Annotated in this window: 13 protein-coding genes; 6 read left to right on the forward strand and 7 right to left on the reverse strand. The window is 45.2% G+C overall.

Translation table 11 applies throughout. The features are described 5' to 3' along the window. Positions 1 to 174: 174 nt before the first annotated feature. Both M2387_RS16480 and gorA read left to right on the forward strand, forming a co-directional pair. Positions 175 to 1,017 (forward strand): 23S rRNA (adenine(2030)-N(6))-methyltransferase RlmJ, encoded by an 843-nt coding sequence (locus M2387_RS16480; protein WP_259050954.1) that lies wholly within the window; start codon positions 175 to 177, stop codon positions 1,015 to 1,017. 88 nt (positions 1,018 to 1,105) lie between these two features. Then, positions 1,106 to 2,458, forward strand: a complete 1,353-nt coding sequence (gorA, locus tag M2387_RS16485; RefSeq protein ID WP_259050955.1) for a glutathione-disulfide reductase — start codon at positions 1,106 to 1,108, stop codon at positions 2,456 to 2,458. A 127-nt stretch (positions 2,459 to 2,585) separates the two neighbouring features. Here gorA and M2387_RS16490 read toward each other — a convergent pair whose 3' ends face one another. From M2387_RS16490 to M2387_RS16500, 3 genes are all read right to left on the reverse strand, one after another. After that, on the reverse strand, positions 2,586 to 4,376 hold the full coding sequence (locus M2387_RS16490; RefSeq protein ID WP_259050957.1) for a methyl-accepting chemotaxis protein: 1,791 nt from the start codon (positions 4,374 to 4,376) through the stop codon (positions 2,586 to 2,588). A 160-nt stretch (positions 4,377 to 4,536) separates the two neighbouring features. Continuing rightward, the gene (locus tag M2387_RS16495; protein ID WP_259050959.1) at positions 4,537 to 5,919 is read right to left on the reverse strand and encodes a HAMP domain-containing sensor histidine kinase; all 1,383 of its coding nucleotides are present in this window, start codon (positions 5,917 to 5,919) and stop codon (positions 4,537 to 4,539) included. Further along, positions 5,906 to 6,589 carry a response regulator gene (locus M2387_RS16500; protein WP_259050961.1) on the reverse strand — a complete coding sequence of 228 codons (684 nt, stop codon included), beginning with the start codon at positions 6,587 to 6,589 and terminating at the stop codon, positions 5,906 to 5,908. The genes M2387_RS16495 and M2387_RS16500 overlap by 14 nt, the downstream gene beginning before the upstream one ends. A 320-nt stretch (positions 6,590 to 6,909) precedes the next feature. Here M2387_RS16500 and M2387_RS25935 point away from each other — a divergent pair, with 320 nt between their 5' ends. The 4 genes from M2387_RS25935 (at position 6,910) to M2387_RS16515 (ending at position 9,950) form a co-directional block, all read left to right on the forward strand. Continuing rightward, positions 6,910 to 7,053: a MipA/OmpV family protein gene (locus M2387_RS25935; RefSeq protein ID WP_409040075.1), complete on the forward strand. Its 144-nt coding sequence runs from the start codon at positions 6,910 to 6,912 to the stop codon at positions 7,051 to 7,053. 125 nt (positions 7,054 to 7,178) lie between these two features. Then, positions 7,179 to 8,288 (forward strand): SDR family oxidoreductase, encoded by a 1,110-nt coding sequence (locus M2387_RS16505; RefSeq protein WP_259050963.1) that lies wholly within the window; start codon positions 7,179 to 7,181, stop codon positions 8,286 to 8,288. A 59-nt stretch (positions 8,289 to 8,347) separates the two neighbouring features. Beyond that, entirely contained in the window at positions 8,348 to 9,313 is a 966-nt protein-coding gene (locus M2387_RS16510) for a VirK/YbjX family protein (protein ID WP_259050964.1), read from the forward strand. Positions 9,314 to 9,377: 64 nt separating this feature from the next. Beyond that, positions 9,378 to 9,950: an LOG family protein gene (locus tag M2387_RS16515; RefSeq protein ID WP_259050965.1), complete on the forward strand. Its 573-nt coding sequence runs from the start codon at positions 9,378 to 9,380 to the stop codon at positions 9,948 to 9,950. A gap of 76 nt (positions 9,951 to 10,026) precedes the next feature. On the opposite strand, the gene M2387_RS16520 is transcribed toward M2387_RS16515, so the two are convergent. From M2387_RS16520 to M2387_RS16535, 4 genes are all read right to left on the reverse strand, one after another. Continuing rightward, positions 10,027 to 11,238, reverse strand: a complete 1,212-nt coding sequence (locus M2387_RS16520; protein WP_259050966.1) for an MFS transporter — start codon at positions 11,236 to 11,238, stop codon at positions 10,027 to 10,029. Between the two features lie 123 nt (positions 11,239 to 11,361). After that, entirely contained in the window at positions 11,362 to 12,222 is an 861-nt protein-coding gene (araC, locus tag M2387_RS16525; protein WP_259050967.1) for an arabinose operon transcriptional regulator AraC, read from the reverse strand. Continuing rightward, a complete protein-coding gene (araC, locus tag M2387_RS16530) occupies positions 12,215 to 13,102 on the reverse strand; it encodes an arabinose operon transcriptional regulator AraC (protein WP_259050968.1) in 888 nt (295 codons plus the stop codon). The genes araC (M2387_RS16525) and araC (M2387_RS16530) overlap by 8 nt, the downstream gene beginning before the upstream one ends. A 29-nt stretch (positions 13,103 to 13,131) precedes the next feature. Then, complete coding sequence (locus M2387_RS16535) at positions 13,132 to 15,141, reverse strand: beta-galactosidase (protein WP_259050969.1); 2,010 nt, start codon at positions 15,139 to 15,141, stop codon at positions 13,132 to 13,134. Positions 15,142 to 15,150: the final 9 nt, after the last annotated feature.

The following is a 15,150-nucleotide window of genomic DNA, read 5'->3' on the forward strand; positions in this document are numbered from 1 at the left end:
CGGGTATAGGCGTTTGTGCTTAAGATCTAGCATGGGGTCAAGTCGGGATAATTTCAATCCCGGCCCCCTCTTTACCGGACTTTTCAGGCGACTGATAAGCTACAGCGGCAATCTGGTACAATCTACGGTAAACTATAAGCAACTTGTTTTCTTATTTCCGGAAGTTCACTCCTCATGCTGAGTTATCGCCATAGCTTTCACGCTGGCAACCATGCCGACGTACTGAAACACACCGTCCAGAGTTTGATCATCGAGGCGCTAAAAGAGAAGGAGAAACCTTTTCTCTACCTCGACACTCACGCTGGTGCAGGCCGCTATCAGCTGAGCAGTGCCCATGCGGAGCGAACCGGCGAGTATATGGAAGGTATTGCCCGTATCTGGCAGCAGGATAGTTTACCGGCCGAACTGGAAGCTTATATCGGTGCAGTAAAGGCACTGAATCGCTCCGGACAGCTGCGTTACTATCCGGGTTCGCCTTTGATTGCCCGCCATCTGCTGCGTGAGCAGGACAGCCTGCAACTGACGGAATTACACCCTTCTGATTTCCCGTTACTGCGCTCTGAATTTCAGAAAGATTCTCGCGCCAGGGTTGAACGTGCCGATGGCTACTTGCAGTTAAAGTCAAAATTACCGCCAATCTCACGTCGTGGCCTGATTCTGATTGACCCACCGTATGAAATGAAAACCGACTATCAGGCGGTAGTGAAAGGCATCAGTGAAGGGCACAAACGCTTTGCGACCGGAACCTATGCTCTGTGGTATCCGGTGGTATTACGCCAGCAAATCAAGCGTATGCTGCGTGAGCTCGAAGAGACGGGTATCCGTAATATTCTACAAATTGAACTGGCGGTAAGACCTGACAGTGACCAGCGCGGAATGACGGCATCAGGCATGATTGTGATTAACCCGCCGTGGAAGTTAGAGAAACAGATGGCTAACGTATTGCCTTGGTTGCATAAAATTCTGGTCCCTAATGGGAATGGTTCTACTACCCTGAATCAGGTGGTACCGGAATAACGGATATAGCGATTGCAGCCATTGGTGGAACCTTTCGCTTGCCAGGTTACAATCGGTTCTAATTTTTCGACTCAACTTAGGAAACATCATGACCAAACATTATGATTACCTCGCCATTGGCGGTGGTAGCGGTGGTATTGCCTCCATTAACCGTGCGGCAATGTATGGGAAGAAGTGCGCGCTAATTGAGGCGAAAGATCTCGGTGGTACTTGCGTTAACGTCGGTTGTGTACCTAAAAAAGTGATGTGGCATGCGGCACAAATCGCCGAAGCTATTCATCAGTACGGGCCGGACTATGGCTTTGACACCACGCTGAACCACTTTGACTGGGATAAGCTGATTGCCAGCCGTACCGCCTATATCGACCGCATTCATACCTCCTATGACAATGTCTTAGGTAAGAATAAAGTTGATGTGATTCGTGGTTTTGCGACTTTTGTTGATGCCCATAGTGTAGAAGTTAACGGTGAGATTATTACCGCTGACCATATCCTGATTGCCACTGGCGGACGCCCGTCTCATCCGGCAATTCCGGGTGCTGAATACGGTATCGATTCTGATGGTTTCTTTGCCTTACCTGGATTGCCAAAACGTGTGGCGGTCGTGGGTGCGGGTTATATCGCTATTGAAATTGCCGGTGTGGTGAAAGCGCTGGGTGCAGAAACCCATCTGTTTGTGCGTAAGCATGCACCCCTGCGTAATTTTGACCCGCTGATTGTTGATACCTTACTGGAAGTTATCAAAAACGAAGGGCCGACGCTGCATACCCAGGCAATTCCTCAGTCGGTGGTAAAAAATGCCGATAACAGCCTGACGATTACCCTGGAAGATGGCCGTTCTGAAACCGTTGATTGTCTGATCTGGGCGATTGGTCGTGAGCCAGCGACTGACAATATTAACCTGCAAGCCGCAGGCGTTGAACTGAACGAAAAAGGCTATATCAAGGTTGATAAGTTCCAGAATACTAACGTCCCTGGCGTCTATGCGGTTGGTGATAACACTGGAGCCGTAGAGCTGACTCCGGTTGCCGTTGCCGCAGGTCGTCGCCTGTCTGAGCGCCTGTTTAACAACAAGCCGGACGAACATCTGGACTACAGCAATGTCCCGACAGTAGTATTCTCCCACCCACCAATAGGTACTGTAGGCTTAACTGAGCCTCAGGCGCGTGAGCAGTATGGCGATGACCAGGTGAAAGTCTACACCTCATCGTTTACCGCGATGTATACCGCCGTGACCAGCCATCGTCAGCCATGCCGTATGAAGCTGGTTTGCGTGGGTGCTGATGAGAAGATTGTCGGTATTCATGGGATTGGTTTTGGTATGGATGAAATGCTGCAAGGCTTTGCGGTTGCGCTGAAAATGGGTGCCACCAAAAAAGACTTCGACAATACCGTAGCGATTCACCCGACTGGCTCGGAAGAGTTTGTGACAATGCGTTAATTGCGTAGAAAACTGGCTATCGAAGGCCAGCTTTTTGACTGAAACGTTGGGCTTAAGCCCAACGTTAATTTTCCTGGGTTTTACCCGCCATCTCTGACGTGCAATACATCCTCAGTTTCTCAATCTGTCAGACCCGAAATCCCCCGACAACAGAATTCAGCTCTTCGGCCTGTGATTGCAGCGCGCCTGAGGCAGCGGCGGATTCCTGCACCAGGGCAGCGTTTTGTTGCACCATCGAATCTAACTGCGCGATGGCTTTGTTGATCTCATTGATGCCACGCATTTGCTCATCCGCCGCATGCGTGATTTCAGACATCACCGAGCTTACCGTTGATACGCCGCCGACAATTTCATTCATTGTGTTGCCTGCCTGACGAACCTGTACTGAGCCAGACGTCACGCTTGAGACCGTCGCTTCAATCAGCTCTTTAATTTCTTTTGCAGCCTGCGCGCTGCGTTGTGCCAGGTTGCGCACTTCACCGGCGACAACGGCGAAGCCACGCCCTTGTTCACCTGCCCGTGCAGCCTCTACGGCAGCATTAAGCGCCAGAATGTTGGTCTGGAACGCAATGCCATCGATCACACCGATAATGTTGCCGATTTTCCCGGAGGCTGCCACTATCTCTTCCATCGTGACAATAACATCAGATACCACTTTTCCACCGGCTCCTGCATCTTTCGACAGCAGCAGGGCTTTATCGTTAACCTGTTTAGCAGAGCCTGCCGACTGCGTCACCGCCGCCGAAATCTCTTCAAGCGAAGCGGCTGTTTGCTGAATGCTCGCCGCTGCAGATTCAGTACGTGCAGAAAGGTCATTGTTTCCCGCTGAAATTTCATCCGCCGCAACCTGCAGCGATGAACTAATATCTCTGATCTGCACCATAACCAGGCTAATCTTCCCGATAAAAATATTAAACGAGCGGGAGATTTGTGCCACTTCATCATGACCTTCATCCGGCAGGCGCTGTGTCAGATCGTTGTTACCGTTGCTGATATCTTCCATTGCGTCGCGAACTTGCAGCAGGCGCTTGAGAATGGATGTGATGATGAAGCCGATAATCAGCGTTCCCAGTACAGTGATAATGACCAGCGTTATCACCGATGTTGTGAGCAGGGAGCGCATGCTGGCTGTCGCTTCGGTTTTATCCAATGCCACCAATATGTACCAGTTTGTGCCGGTAATTGGCTTGGCTAATACCCGCTTTTCCGACCCGGAAAAGTCCACATCCTGGGCGTTACCTGCTGAAAGAATGTCGTTAAGGTTAATTGCGGGGGCAATATCGGTAATATTTTTCAGCGTCAGATTTTCATCAGGGTGTGCAATGATTGTACCGTTACGGTCAATCAAAATGCCGAAACTCGCCGGGGTAGGATTGATAGCCTTAACGTTTTCGATCACGCTTTTCATCGTCACGTCGCCGCCGATGACACCTTTAACCCTACTGCCTTCCAGTGCAGGGGTGACAAAAGAAACGACCAGATCATTCGTTACCATATCAATGTATGGCGTGGTTGCTAGCGGTTTGCCTTCCTTCACCGCCTGCTGATACCAGGGCCTGATGGTCGGATTGTAATCGGCAGGAATACCGCCCGGTTTAACAAACTGGTGCGTTCCATTGGCGTAGCCCATGTAGACGTTCAGGAACCCACCGGACTCCATAATCTGTTTAAAAACCGGAAGAGGCTCTTCATTCTGTAGGGCATAGTCATGCAGTGCGGAGATCATCAGTGTTCTGGAGGAAACCCAGTCGCTAATCGCCATACTATGGCTGGTCGTTGTCTCATCCAGCATATTCTGGATTGACTCTTTATTTGCATTATTGGCTATGGTGAAATTAAGAAAGGTATTGATAACAAGCGAAAATACAACAATAGTCGAACAGGCTGCAAGGATGCGGGAGCGGGTCGTTTTTAGCATAAAATGCTCGTTACGTAGGACAGTCGTACTACCAGCATCGGCACAGTAAAATAAAACTTGAGCTAGATCATATTAAGGCATTCCTGGAGTCTTAGACATGCAGGTTCACGCTTCATCCACCATGAGCATTTTGTCGTGGTCATTTATGTATTAATGCTACTCAGGTTATCGAGTTCACCGTCTTTCTATCATCAGATAATGTGCAACATGGGAGATGAATTTCAAAAACAGCCCCCCCTTTTTCCCCCTCCCATACAGTGACCCCACCCTTATGCAGATGAATGATTTCTTTCACTAAGTGAAGTCCAAGTCCCGTTCCCTGAGAGCGAGGAATAATACGCTGGAAAGGCTCAAATATCCGCTCCCGTTCTGCCTGGGGAATGCCTGGGCCTTCATCCTGAATGCTTATATGGCCATCATCGCTGAGTGTAACGGTTATCAGACCGTGACCGCCGCCATGTATGACTGCGTTCTGAAGAATATTGATGACGGCTCTCATCAGAGAGGCTTCATCACCCATAACGTAAACATCCTCTTGGCATGAAATAAATTCAATATCATATCCTGAAGATATTATGAGTGGGGAATAGTCAGAAATGACGTACACAAGCATTTTTTTGAGATCAACTTTGGAATAATTAGAGAGTCCTTTACCAATTCTTTGTAGGTCGAGTAAAGACTCCGCCAGGTTTGCTAGTCTGGCTACATCATTTCCCAGAATACTTCTCGCGGCAGGGTCGTTAATAATACTCAGACGAGCTTCGATAATAGCAATGGGAGCCCTGAGTTCGTGTGCTGCACTGGACAGGAAGCGATCGCGTTCATCATAGCCTTCTCTGAGGCGTTGCAGTGCTCCATTGACAGCTTTGACCAAGGGCATCACTTCGTTTGGAATGCCTGTTTCCCGAATTTTTGTATTTCGGTCACTTTCATTAATATATTTTGCATCATTTACCGCACTGGATATACCTGAAAGAATTCTTCTGGTGATGAAAGGAACGAGAATGATAGTAGCGATGCCCATAGGTATAAAAATATACAAAACAATATCCCATGAGGATGTCGCAAAAATATCGATTGTGTTATAAATAGCGACCCCGCCGACCATCGCTTTGACCACTTTATTATCAATTCTTTTTGATAATACTTTCATTGATAGTTGGTTGTGATCCTCAGTCGTTTGAATTTCTGACATGCCTAAGTCATTAAAATTCGCAATTAATCCATCATAAACGGCAGGGACGTTACCTAAATATATTCTTTGTCCACTTTCATCGCCGATCACGGCCCAGGCATCAGGGATGGATAGAAGAGACTCAAGAGCATCTGAACGATGAATAATTAATTTATTATTATCATATGCAGCAGAGTTAAGAACTATTTCTACTTTTGAATCAGGTATTACTCCTAAAAATGATAAGTCGTTTGTTCTTATCGATTCGATAATAAAATATCCGATAGTTAAATTAGGCACTATCAACTGAAGAAGGATAATACTTAGAGACATTTTAGAGGCGAGGGAAAGCCTTTTAAGCAGTTTCATTATTTTCCTTAAGTAAATAGCCTACACCACGAATGACATGAATGGTGACCCTTGCTTCTGACATTTCCAGGGAGCGACGGAGCCTGGAAATGTGCGAATCAAGAGAATTGGACTGAACATCCTCATCAAATCCATACACGCGTTCAATAAGCCATTCTCTTAGAACAGTCCTTCTTGCGCGAGTGCACAGAGCTTCAAGAACAAGCAGCTGTCGTCGGGGAAGTGCCAAAGGGATATCATCAACCTGAACATCGCGGTTACTGAAGTCAAAAGTCAGGTTAGCGATGGTGATTTTCGGAATACTGATTTTCGCGGGACGCCTTCCTATAGCACGGATCCTCGCCATCAGCTCTTCGAATGCGAAAGGTTTATTAAGGTAGTCATCAGCACCCAGATCAAGACCTTCAATTCTGTCAGGAATTGATGATTTCCCGGTCAGAAATATAATAGGTAAATCCGCGTTCATTTTACGTATAAAAGGGACCAGTGAGGCACCATCGCCGTCCGGTAGCTGTCTGTCGAGTAAAATTAAACTGTGCAAATCATCTTGTAATACGGCCTTCGCCATAGCAATAGACGAAACACTATCAGCAATCATGCCTTCTTTTTCAAAGGCTTTGGTGAGGGCTGCGATCATTTCTGGTTCATCTTCGACAATCAATACACGCATCTCTGATTCTCTAATTTTATTTTATAAAGAGAATAACACATCTTTTTTTTGCATGACGTAATGCTCAGGTAAGGTTCAATTGGCAAAGTATAAAAAACAAAGGAACGTTATAATGAAAATATTGCTACTTACTGCCATAACATTAGTGGCTTTTAATTCTCACGCTGCTTATGAGAGTCCTTTTATTTCAGATAGTTTCTTTAGTGTGTGGGGATGTGTTGGAATAAGCACTGGACCCTAAAGAGACTAAAAAAGAGTCATTAAAAAATCTTAATGAGAGAAAGTCATCGGCAATGATGAATCTTTCATAGATTGATTTAATGACAACTTATTTTTTAACTGAAAGCATAAAACTTTCAATAGGTGTAAGAGTAACGCGCCTTTCAAATGCTATATATTACAGTCCTATGGTTGATGAGCGTTATATGACATCTTTCTTTACTTCAGTTAGCTATAGTTTTTAATGTTATCTATCCGACCAAATTATAAATATCTGTAAAATGATATTTCAAGTTATCAGATAGAACAGTTATCGTAAAAACATTCAATTACGTAACGCCTTATTGAATGTTAAAAAGAGAATATTAAGATGAATAGAATATTGGTTACAGGTTCTACGGGTTTTCTTGGTGGAGCAATCGTTGCAGAATTAATAAAATCAGGAAAAACAGATAGCTTACTCTTATTAGCCCGAGGTGATTCATCAAATACTGCATTGAACCGCGTTAAACAGAATTTAATTAAGTTTGGCGTGGAACAGATTATTCTCGATAAACTGACATCATTGCATATTATTGAGGGTGATTTGTCAAAGGTTGAGTCGTTTTCCACTGATGAAAGATTGGACAGCGTAGAAAAAGTTATAAACTGTGCCGCTATTGCTTCATTTGGTAATAACCCAATGATTTGGAAGGTTAATGTTGAGGGAACATTTCAATTTGCCAGCCGCATGAGTCATGTTAAATCGCTTAAGCGGTTTATACATGTTGGTACTGCTATGTCATGTACCCCAATGCCAAATACGAATATTATTGAAAATATGAGTTATACACTTAAAGAAAATCATCTTGTTGAATATACCTGGAGTAAAGCAACCATTGAGACAATGATGATAGAGAATTTGCCAAAGCTTCCTCTTGTTATTGCTCGTCCATCCATTGTTGTAGGGCATACACAATATGGATGTATTCCATCGGCAAGTATATTTTGGGTCTTTCGTATGGCACATAAGTTAGGGAAGTTTATGTGTAATCTGGACGATAGAGTTGATGTAATACCCGTTGATTATTGCGCCCAGGCAATCGTGAAGATTTCACAAGAACCCGTGCTGGAACATTCTATGTATCATATATCAGCTGGAAGTGACAGTAGTGTGAAATTTGCAGATATAGATCAGGCGATGGCAAAAGCTGCGGGCACGGCTCCGATTAATAAAATATATAAAAAAGTAGATTATAAAGAATTATCGCGTGAGAAATCTAATTTTAAAAATTTATTTGGAAGTTGTAATGAGAAAATAGTTCTTAAAGCTATGAGTCTTTACGGAGGGTTTTCTAAAATGAACGTAGTTTTTGATAATGAAAAATTAATTAAACTAGGAATGCCACTATCACCAAAATTTACTGATTATATCGATGTATGCCATCGTTCAGTTGAGGATAAAACGTTATCCGAGTTGATGGCCGTTGATTTTAAATAATATACTGATTCAGGTTTAATAAAATTATAAAGAAATTATTAAATTAATATGGCGAAGTGATGAGTATAATTAAAAAGATAATATTAAAAAACTTACCTGAACATCCGTTTGGTCTCTTTTTTTCCTTATCAAGAGGGACTCTTGTTCCGCATGATTTATGGATATCAAAGAGATTCAGGTTGAAATTTTTCCTTCGCGGTATGGTTATGCCGGTACTTACTTATCGTCTTCTAAAAATGATTACGCTACATCCTTATTATGAAAATATTCTTCTGACTCAACCTCGTCTGCCATGTCGTATTCATCGGCCTTATCTGAGCAATAAATTGAGCGCAGAAAATGGTTTGAATGCGATCCTTCATCATTATGAAAGAATTAAGGCATTTCTTGATGATGATGATTTTTCACTTCACATCAGCGAGACAGGGCTTACCCTCGCTTGTCTGGAGGGAAAAGATGGAGAAACCTACACATTAAATTTTATTTCTACACATAAACTGGATCGAGAAGGTGAAGCGACTATTGTTTTAAAGGATCAAGCAGGCCATCTGCTTGCTGAAATAACCTTCACATTATGCTGCCGTTTGAACGAATACTCATTAATAATTGGAGGGATTCAAGGGTCTAATTCTCAGGATGCTCAGCAACGCATACATAAAGCCACCAAAAATTTCCATGGTATTTTCCCTAAAAGGATCGTACTTGATACTTTGCGACTTTTATCACAACTTATGAATGTGCAAAATATATATGCGGTAACAAATAAGACTCATGTATATAAATCTCTACGATATAATAATCGAAGGAAATATATACATGCTGATTATGATTCTTTTTGGGAAGCTTCCGGGGGTTGTCAAATAATGGATGGATATTATCAATTGCCAATTATTCTTCAACGGAAAAGTATTGATGAGATAGTCAGCAAGAAAAGAGCTGAGTATCGCCGTAGGTACAATTTTATGGATGATATTAATATTCAGATAACAACACAGCTTACTCATAGTAAAAACACTCTGTTTTAGAATATCAAGAGTGTCCGGAACGAAAGGGGTATACTTATCTCCTTCGTTTGTCTGGGGAAAAAATATGTACACCGTTGGTATCTTCTGTGGTTCTTCTGAAGGCCTGTCTCCTGTTTACATGGAGTCGGCATCTCTTGTAGGTAAATGGCTGGCTGAAAACGGGATAGCTATCGTTTATGGCGGCGGACGTGTCGGCCTGATGGGCGCGGTGGCTGACTCCGCTCTTGCTCATGGAGGCCATGTCACTGGCGTTATGCCTAAATCCTTACTGGAACGTGAAATCGCTCATACCGGATTGTCTGACCTTCAGGTGGTGGACAATATGCATGAGAGAAAAAGCCGTATGGCGGAATTATCCTCCAGTTTTATCGCCCTACCTGGCGGAGCCGGAACCGCAGAGGAAATATTTGAACAGTGGACCTGGGCGCAGCTCGGGATACATAACAAACCCTGTGCATTTATGAATATAAATCATTTTTATGATCCACTCAGAGTGATGGTGCAGCAAATGGTGAGTGAAGGTTTTATGAAGCAGGGATATGCAGATATGCTGCTATTTTCTGAAGATTTACCTGAAATTATCGAGTATTTCAAAGCCTATACACCACCGGTTTCAAAGTGGACAACCCAGCCCTGAAATCACCGTATCTGAGTCAAACTACACTCTGTAATTAGAACGAACAGACTCTTTGGGGAAGGTATCCGTAAAGAGTCTAACCCGCCTGGATACCAATTTGCTTAATACGTTTTTGCAATGCCAGTGACAACGCAATGCTCACTGCCGCCATAGTAATCAATGTCATCATAAGTACCTCTGCGCCAAAGTGCTCAAATATCATTGCAGAAAGGATAGGTGTTGCTCCCTGGGCTATCAGAGAGGGGCGAGCGATTCTACCCATGACAATGGCAAATTCCTCTGGCTTGAGGATAGCAAGGGGCAAAGTACCGCGGACGATAGAACGTAACCCATTCCCGCATCCGTACACAATAACGGCAATAATAGCGTGTTCTGGAAATAGAGCGATTAACAGTAAACCAATAAATACAAACACGACGGAAATCAGTAACGAAGTCACAGGATGTTTGAACTTAATAACAATATCTATGGCACGTGCGGCGACTTGGCTTGGGCCAATAAAAACGGTAATACCCACTGCCGCAGCTAAAGAAAGACCACCATCTTGTAAAATATCAATGAGTTGTATCGAAATTACCGTCATGATAATCGCTGCCAGCATGAATATTGTCGACATTAATAAATAGATTTTCTTATCAACGGTGATGGGAACATCTTCATGGCGTGAATTCTGCGTGATCGTGGCCGTTTTTGATGCCGCAGGAAGTGAAATTTTGTAGATGGGCCAGATGGTTAGGATAAGTACTGCTGCCCAAACCAGACATGTCATACGCCACCCTATATGGGTCACGCCATAGGCTAATAAAGGCCAGACAAGCGCAGTACAGAATCCTGAAATCAACGTTACCGTCATGATGGCGGTTTTAGCACTCTTACCATAACTATTGCCGAGTACCGCATACAGCGCATCGTAAAGCCCCATCGCCATCGCAACGCCGAATATCATCCACGCAAAAATAAACCACGGCAGGCTATGTGTGCAGGCGATAATGATTAAGCCAAGTGCGGTTACGATGCCGCTCCAGGCAAGAATTTCACGACCACCATAACGCTTAATGCATTTTCCAATCCATGGCAGTAACAGCCCTGAGATAAATATCCCCAGCGACAGACCACCGTAGACCCACTGCCTCGACCATCCAGTTTCTTCCATGATGGGGCGCGCCAGAACGGAAAGAAGAAAGAAGGAACCGCCCCAGACTAATATTTGTGCAATGCCAATTAAAAGGATTGCTAGAGCAGTGGGACGGTTTTGGATTTTTGGTGAGGCTGGTTTTTTCAAATACATAAAGAATGATGCAGCTTATAAGCAAGATTTCACGATACTGTTTGTATTGCTGTTAAAACGAGTATCACCATAGCGCAAGTAGACATGATTTCAATATTCATTGAAAGCGAGGAAAATTCACTATTAGTTATTATTCAATGAGTGGCATCCTGCCCGAAACTCGCTCGGACTCGTCCCGGTACATTTTTTAAATACCCGGGAAAAATAGAGCTGGTCTTCAAAACCAAGGTTATAGCCTACGCTGGCAATTGTCATCTGAGTGGTACTCAGTAATAACTTAGCCTGACTAATGCGCTGATCTTCGCGCCAGCTCAGGATACTGACCCCTAACTGCTGGCGAAAAAGATGCGAAAGGTGCGAGGCAGAGAGGTGAACATGCTCAGCGACACTTGCGATATCAAAGTGGCTGTCCGTCAGATGGTCACTGATATAATGGCAGGCATCACGCACGCGGCTATCCAGGGGAGGCTGATGTGGCATATTTAACGAAGCCATGCGGCGCAGTAATAACTGCTCCATTAGATTGATCGCGAGTAACTCGGTATAACGCCCTTCAGTCTGACTGGCATCAATAATCTGTAGTAAAAATGAATAGAAATCATCCAGTTGGTTTTTGTCCGGACGATAAAATCCAGTTTGTGAAAAAAGCGTCGTCCAGTTTAACCACTCCTGCCAGTAAGCGCGCGGGCGAAAATAAACCCACTGGTGATACCACTCTTTGCTTTCCGGCTCGCGACCATAATGGTGAATTTCACCCGGAGGGAACAGCAACATGTCGCCGGGCTGGCAGATAAAACTCTGTTCTTTATTTTTAATAATTCCCGAGCCACGAATCGTTAAATTAAGAATATAACCTTTAATTCCCAGCGGGCGGTCGATAAAAAAATCCAGCGGACCATCGGCCTCTATAGAGGTTAAGCCTGCAACCAGATGGGCATTAAATGAGTAACCGGGTAATAGCGGGTCAGGCTGTACTTCAGTCATTACAAGGGTATTCCTGTATCTCAGTATAGCGTTTACGGTATTCACCCGGCGGAATGCCATTATGCTTACGAAAGATCCGCGTGAAATAGACCGGGTCACCGTATCCTATCGATAAGGCTATTTTATTGAGCGGAAGCGAAGTGGTTTGAATCAGCCATTTTGCCCGATTAATACGTTGTGCTTCACGCCAGGCATAGACGGTTTGCCCTAGCTCATTTTTAAACAGATGCGCCAGTCGTGAAGGAGAAATAAAAACCATTGCTGCGAGCGTCTCAATTTTAATCTCCTGGGCGATATGCTCGTTGAGATAGTCGCAAACAGTATTAATTCGCGGGTCATGGGCATGACGATTACTGACCGGCTGCTGTTGAAAACAGGTCAGGATCAGGCGTTCCAGGGCGTTCATTGCCAGCGCTTCAGACAGCGGTTCGGAAGCTGAACTCTGGTGGATAACTTCATAAAACAGATCGCACAGGTGCTGAAATTGTGCAGGATCGCTAATCGTTGTTTTACTGATGCCGTGAATCGTTTTATCCCATTTCAGCCAGTCTATCCAGTAGGGGCGAGGGATAAAATAAATCCATAAATGATCCCAGTGCTCGCTGTGTTCGTCCCGGCCATAGTGCTGTGCCACGGCGGGAGGGAAGAGCAATAGATCGTTTTCGCGAAACAGCAGAGAGCCATCAGCCGTTTTGGCACAAGCCTGACCGCGCAGGGTGAGATTGATAATGTATCCTTTCATTCCTTGCGGGCGGTTAATGTAGTAATCCAGCTTTGAACCACGGGTTATGGGGGTAAAACCTGCGACCACCCAGGCGTTGAAGGTGAAGGTCTTCATCAAAGGCGAGAAACTCAGTAAATCATTAATATTCAGTTCCATAGCTTACCCGCCTGAGTGCCGCAGTTTGATTAACTTTCGATGATGCTAAATTCCCAGGCATTGAGATGTAATGCCTGGCCGTTGCTCACCTTATCCCCGCTTAATAACGCGGTTCCCGCCGTTTCGCTGCTAAAATTCAGCGGTTCAGCAGAGTAGTTAAATAAGAAATTCACGCAGTTGCCGTCACGATTTCTCATTTTCTTCACGATAAGGGGATAGTGATAGGCTGAAGTACGTGAATTTAACGCCAGATCCGTAGTGAGTAGATCGAATAGCTGACTGACCAGCGCTTTTTGTGGCAAGAAACCAACATAAATTGCACGTCCCAACCCATAATTTGCATCGGTGGCTGCCGCATACTCGCCCCATGCCGGATGCTGATAACGTAATAGCGTACGGGTGCCAGCATCTGGGGTCAGTAACTCCATCCACAGTTCTGCCTGGTTATCCTGACTGCAATCCAGAGCCGCATGGCATGAACTCACTGTAGTCTCTTCCGGCAAGGAGAATTGACTGTAGCTGACGCCGCAAGCCTGATGCAAGATACCCGGTTGCGTACTGCTGCGCACCTTCACATTTTCATCGCTAAAGCCTGATTTAAAGCCAATCAGTGCTCTGCCGCCCTGTTCAATATAGGCATTGATTCGAGCCAGTAAGCCATCATCAGCGGCATAGAGTCCGGGGATAATCAGAGTGCGGTAGCGTGCTGTCTCTGCATTTACATCATGGATGATATCGACGCTGATATTATGGTCGTAAAGCGCATCGTGGAAACGGCGGAAAATATCGTTATAGATATTGCCCTGTGCCTCTCCCGGACGGAACTGGTTCAGCGCATCCATCGCCTCATTGCTTACCAGTATCGCGACGTCATTCTCTGCACGTAACTCTGCGAGCCGTGGCGACAGGCGGGCGAAATCAGCCCCGATAGTGGTCGCTTCCTGCCAGGTCGGGTTACGTGAAAAATCGTGGCTTAGCAGTCCCTTCCAGTAAGTTTCAAAGGAGTTATGGATAGAGTGCCAGTGCCAGTAGGACACCATTGATGCCCCGGAAGCGACATGGCTAAAAGCTTGCAGACGTAGCTGACCCGGGAAAGGCGTCCACTGGGCGAAGCCCTGTGCCTGAGTTTCCAGTACGAAGTAGTTTTTGCCTTGTTTTAACGACCGGGTGATTGCGCCGCCAAAGGAAATTTCGCGCCCTGTCAGATGCTTCTGGCTGGGGTGATAGATATCGACCCCAGCAATATCTAACGTCCTGGCTGCTGCAAAGTGATCGACGCGCGGCTGTACGCCGTAGGAATAACCCCGCCATTCAAAATCGAAGTTATGGGTCACGAATTGCTCAGGCTTTGCATATTCACGAACAATTTCTGCCTGCCAGGCCAGATACTCAGTCACTTGCTGGCGCTGGTAGCGAGAAAACGCGCAGGCCAGACTAGCATTAATGGTATTTTCGACCGGCGGAAAATCCTGCCAGTTATCGATACGATTACTCCAGTAGTCGAGACCGAAATCTTTATTTAGCTGTGCAATATCGGGGTATTGCTCTTGCAGGCTACGGACGAAACCTTCCTGCATATAACGGCCAATATTATCGTAATGCTTGGTTTCGTTATCCAGCTGCCAGCCGATAATAGCCGGATGGTGCTGCACATGATTCATCAGAGTACGGATAATCTTTTCGGCATAGCGACGAAAAGTCGGATTGACGATATCCATAATCTGGCGAGGGCCATATTTTTGCTGGCCGGCAACAGTGGTAACCAAAATGTCCGGGTGTTTAGCGGCCAGCCATGCCGGAACAGCGTAGGTTGGCGTACCTATAATGACCGCAATCCCGGCAGCATGCATCGCGTTCAGTACCCGGTCGATATGGTAAAAATTATACTCGCCTTCTTGTGGTTCCAGCGTACTCCAGGTGGACTCTGCAATACGTACTACGTTAATCCCCGTTTCGAGCATTAAAGCGATATCTTTTTCCAGTCGGTCTTCCGGCATATACTCATCATAATATGCGACACCATAATATAAATCAGACATAAACATTAC

Source organism: Klebsiella sp. BIGb0407 (genome assembly GCF_024807845.1).
In the GTDB taxonomy this organism is placed as follows: domain Bacteria; phylum Pseudomonadota; class Gammaproteobacteria; order Enterobacterales; family Enterobacteriaceae; genus JGM124.

Coding starts and splice junctions, on each gene's coding strand:
- M2387_RS16510 (WP_259050964.1), top strand. CDS start 8,348: ATGAGTATAATTAAAAAGATAATATTAAAAAACTTACCTGAACATCCG.
- M2387_RS25935 (WP_409040075.1), top strand. CDS start 6,910: ATGACAACTTATTTTTTAACTGAAAGCATAAAACTTTCAATAGGTGTA.
- M2387_RS16535 (WP_259050969.1), bottom strand. CDS start 15,141: ATGTCTGATTTATATTATGGTGTCGCATATTATGATGAGTATATGCCG.
- araC (WP_259050967.1), bottom strand. CDS start 12,222: ATGACTGAAGTACAGCCTGACCCGCTATTACCCGGTTACTCATTTAAT.
- M2387_RS16505 (WP_259050963.1), top strand. CDS start 7,179: ATGAATAGAATATTGGTTACAGGTTCTACGGGTTTTCTTGGTGGAGCA.
- M2387_RS16480 (WP_259050954.1), top strand. CDS start 175: ATGCTGAGTTATCGCCATAGCTTTCACGCTGGCAACCATGCCGACGTA.
- M2387_RS16500 (WP_259050961.1), bottom strand. CDS start 6,589: ATGCGTGTATTGATTGTCGAAGATGAACCAGAAATGATCGCAGCCCTC.
- M2387_RS16515 (WP_259050965.1), top strand. CDS start 9,378: ATGTACACCGTTGGTATCTTCTGTGGTTCTTCTGAAGGCCTGTCTCCT.
- M2387_RS16495 (WP_259050959.1), bottom strand. CDS start 5,919: ATGAAACTGCTTAAAAGGCTTTCCCTCGCCTCTAAAATGTCTCTAAGT.
- gorA (WP_259050955.1), top strand. CDS start 1,106: ATGACCAAACATTATGATTACCTCGCCATTGGCGGTGGTAGCGGTGGT.
- araC (WP_259050968.1), bottom strand. CDS start 13,102: ATGGAACTGAATATTAATGATTTACTGAGTTTCTCGCCTTTGATGAAG.
- M2387_RS16520 (WP_259050966.1), bottom strand. CDS start 11,238: ATGTATTTGAAAAAACCAGCCTCACCAAAAATCCAAAACCGTCCCACT.
- M2387_RS16490 (WP_259050957.1), bottom strand. CDS start 4,376: ATGCTAAAAACGACCCGCTCCCGCATCCTTGCAGCCTGTTCGACTATT.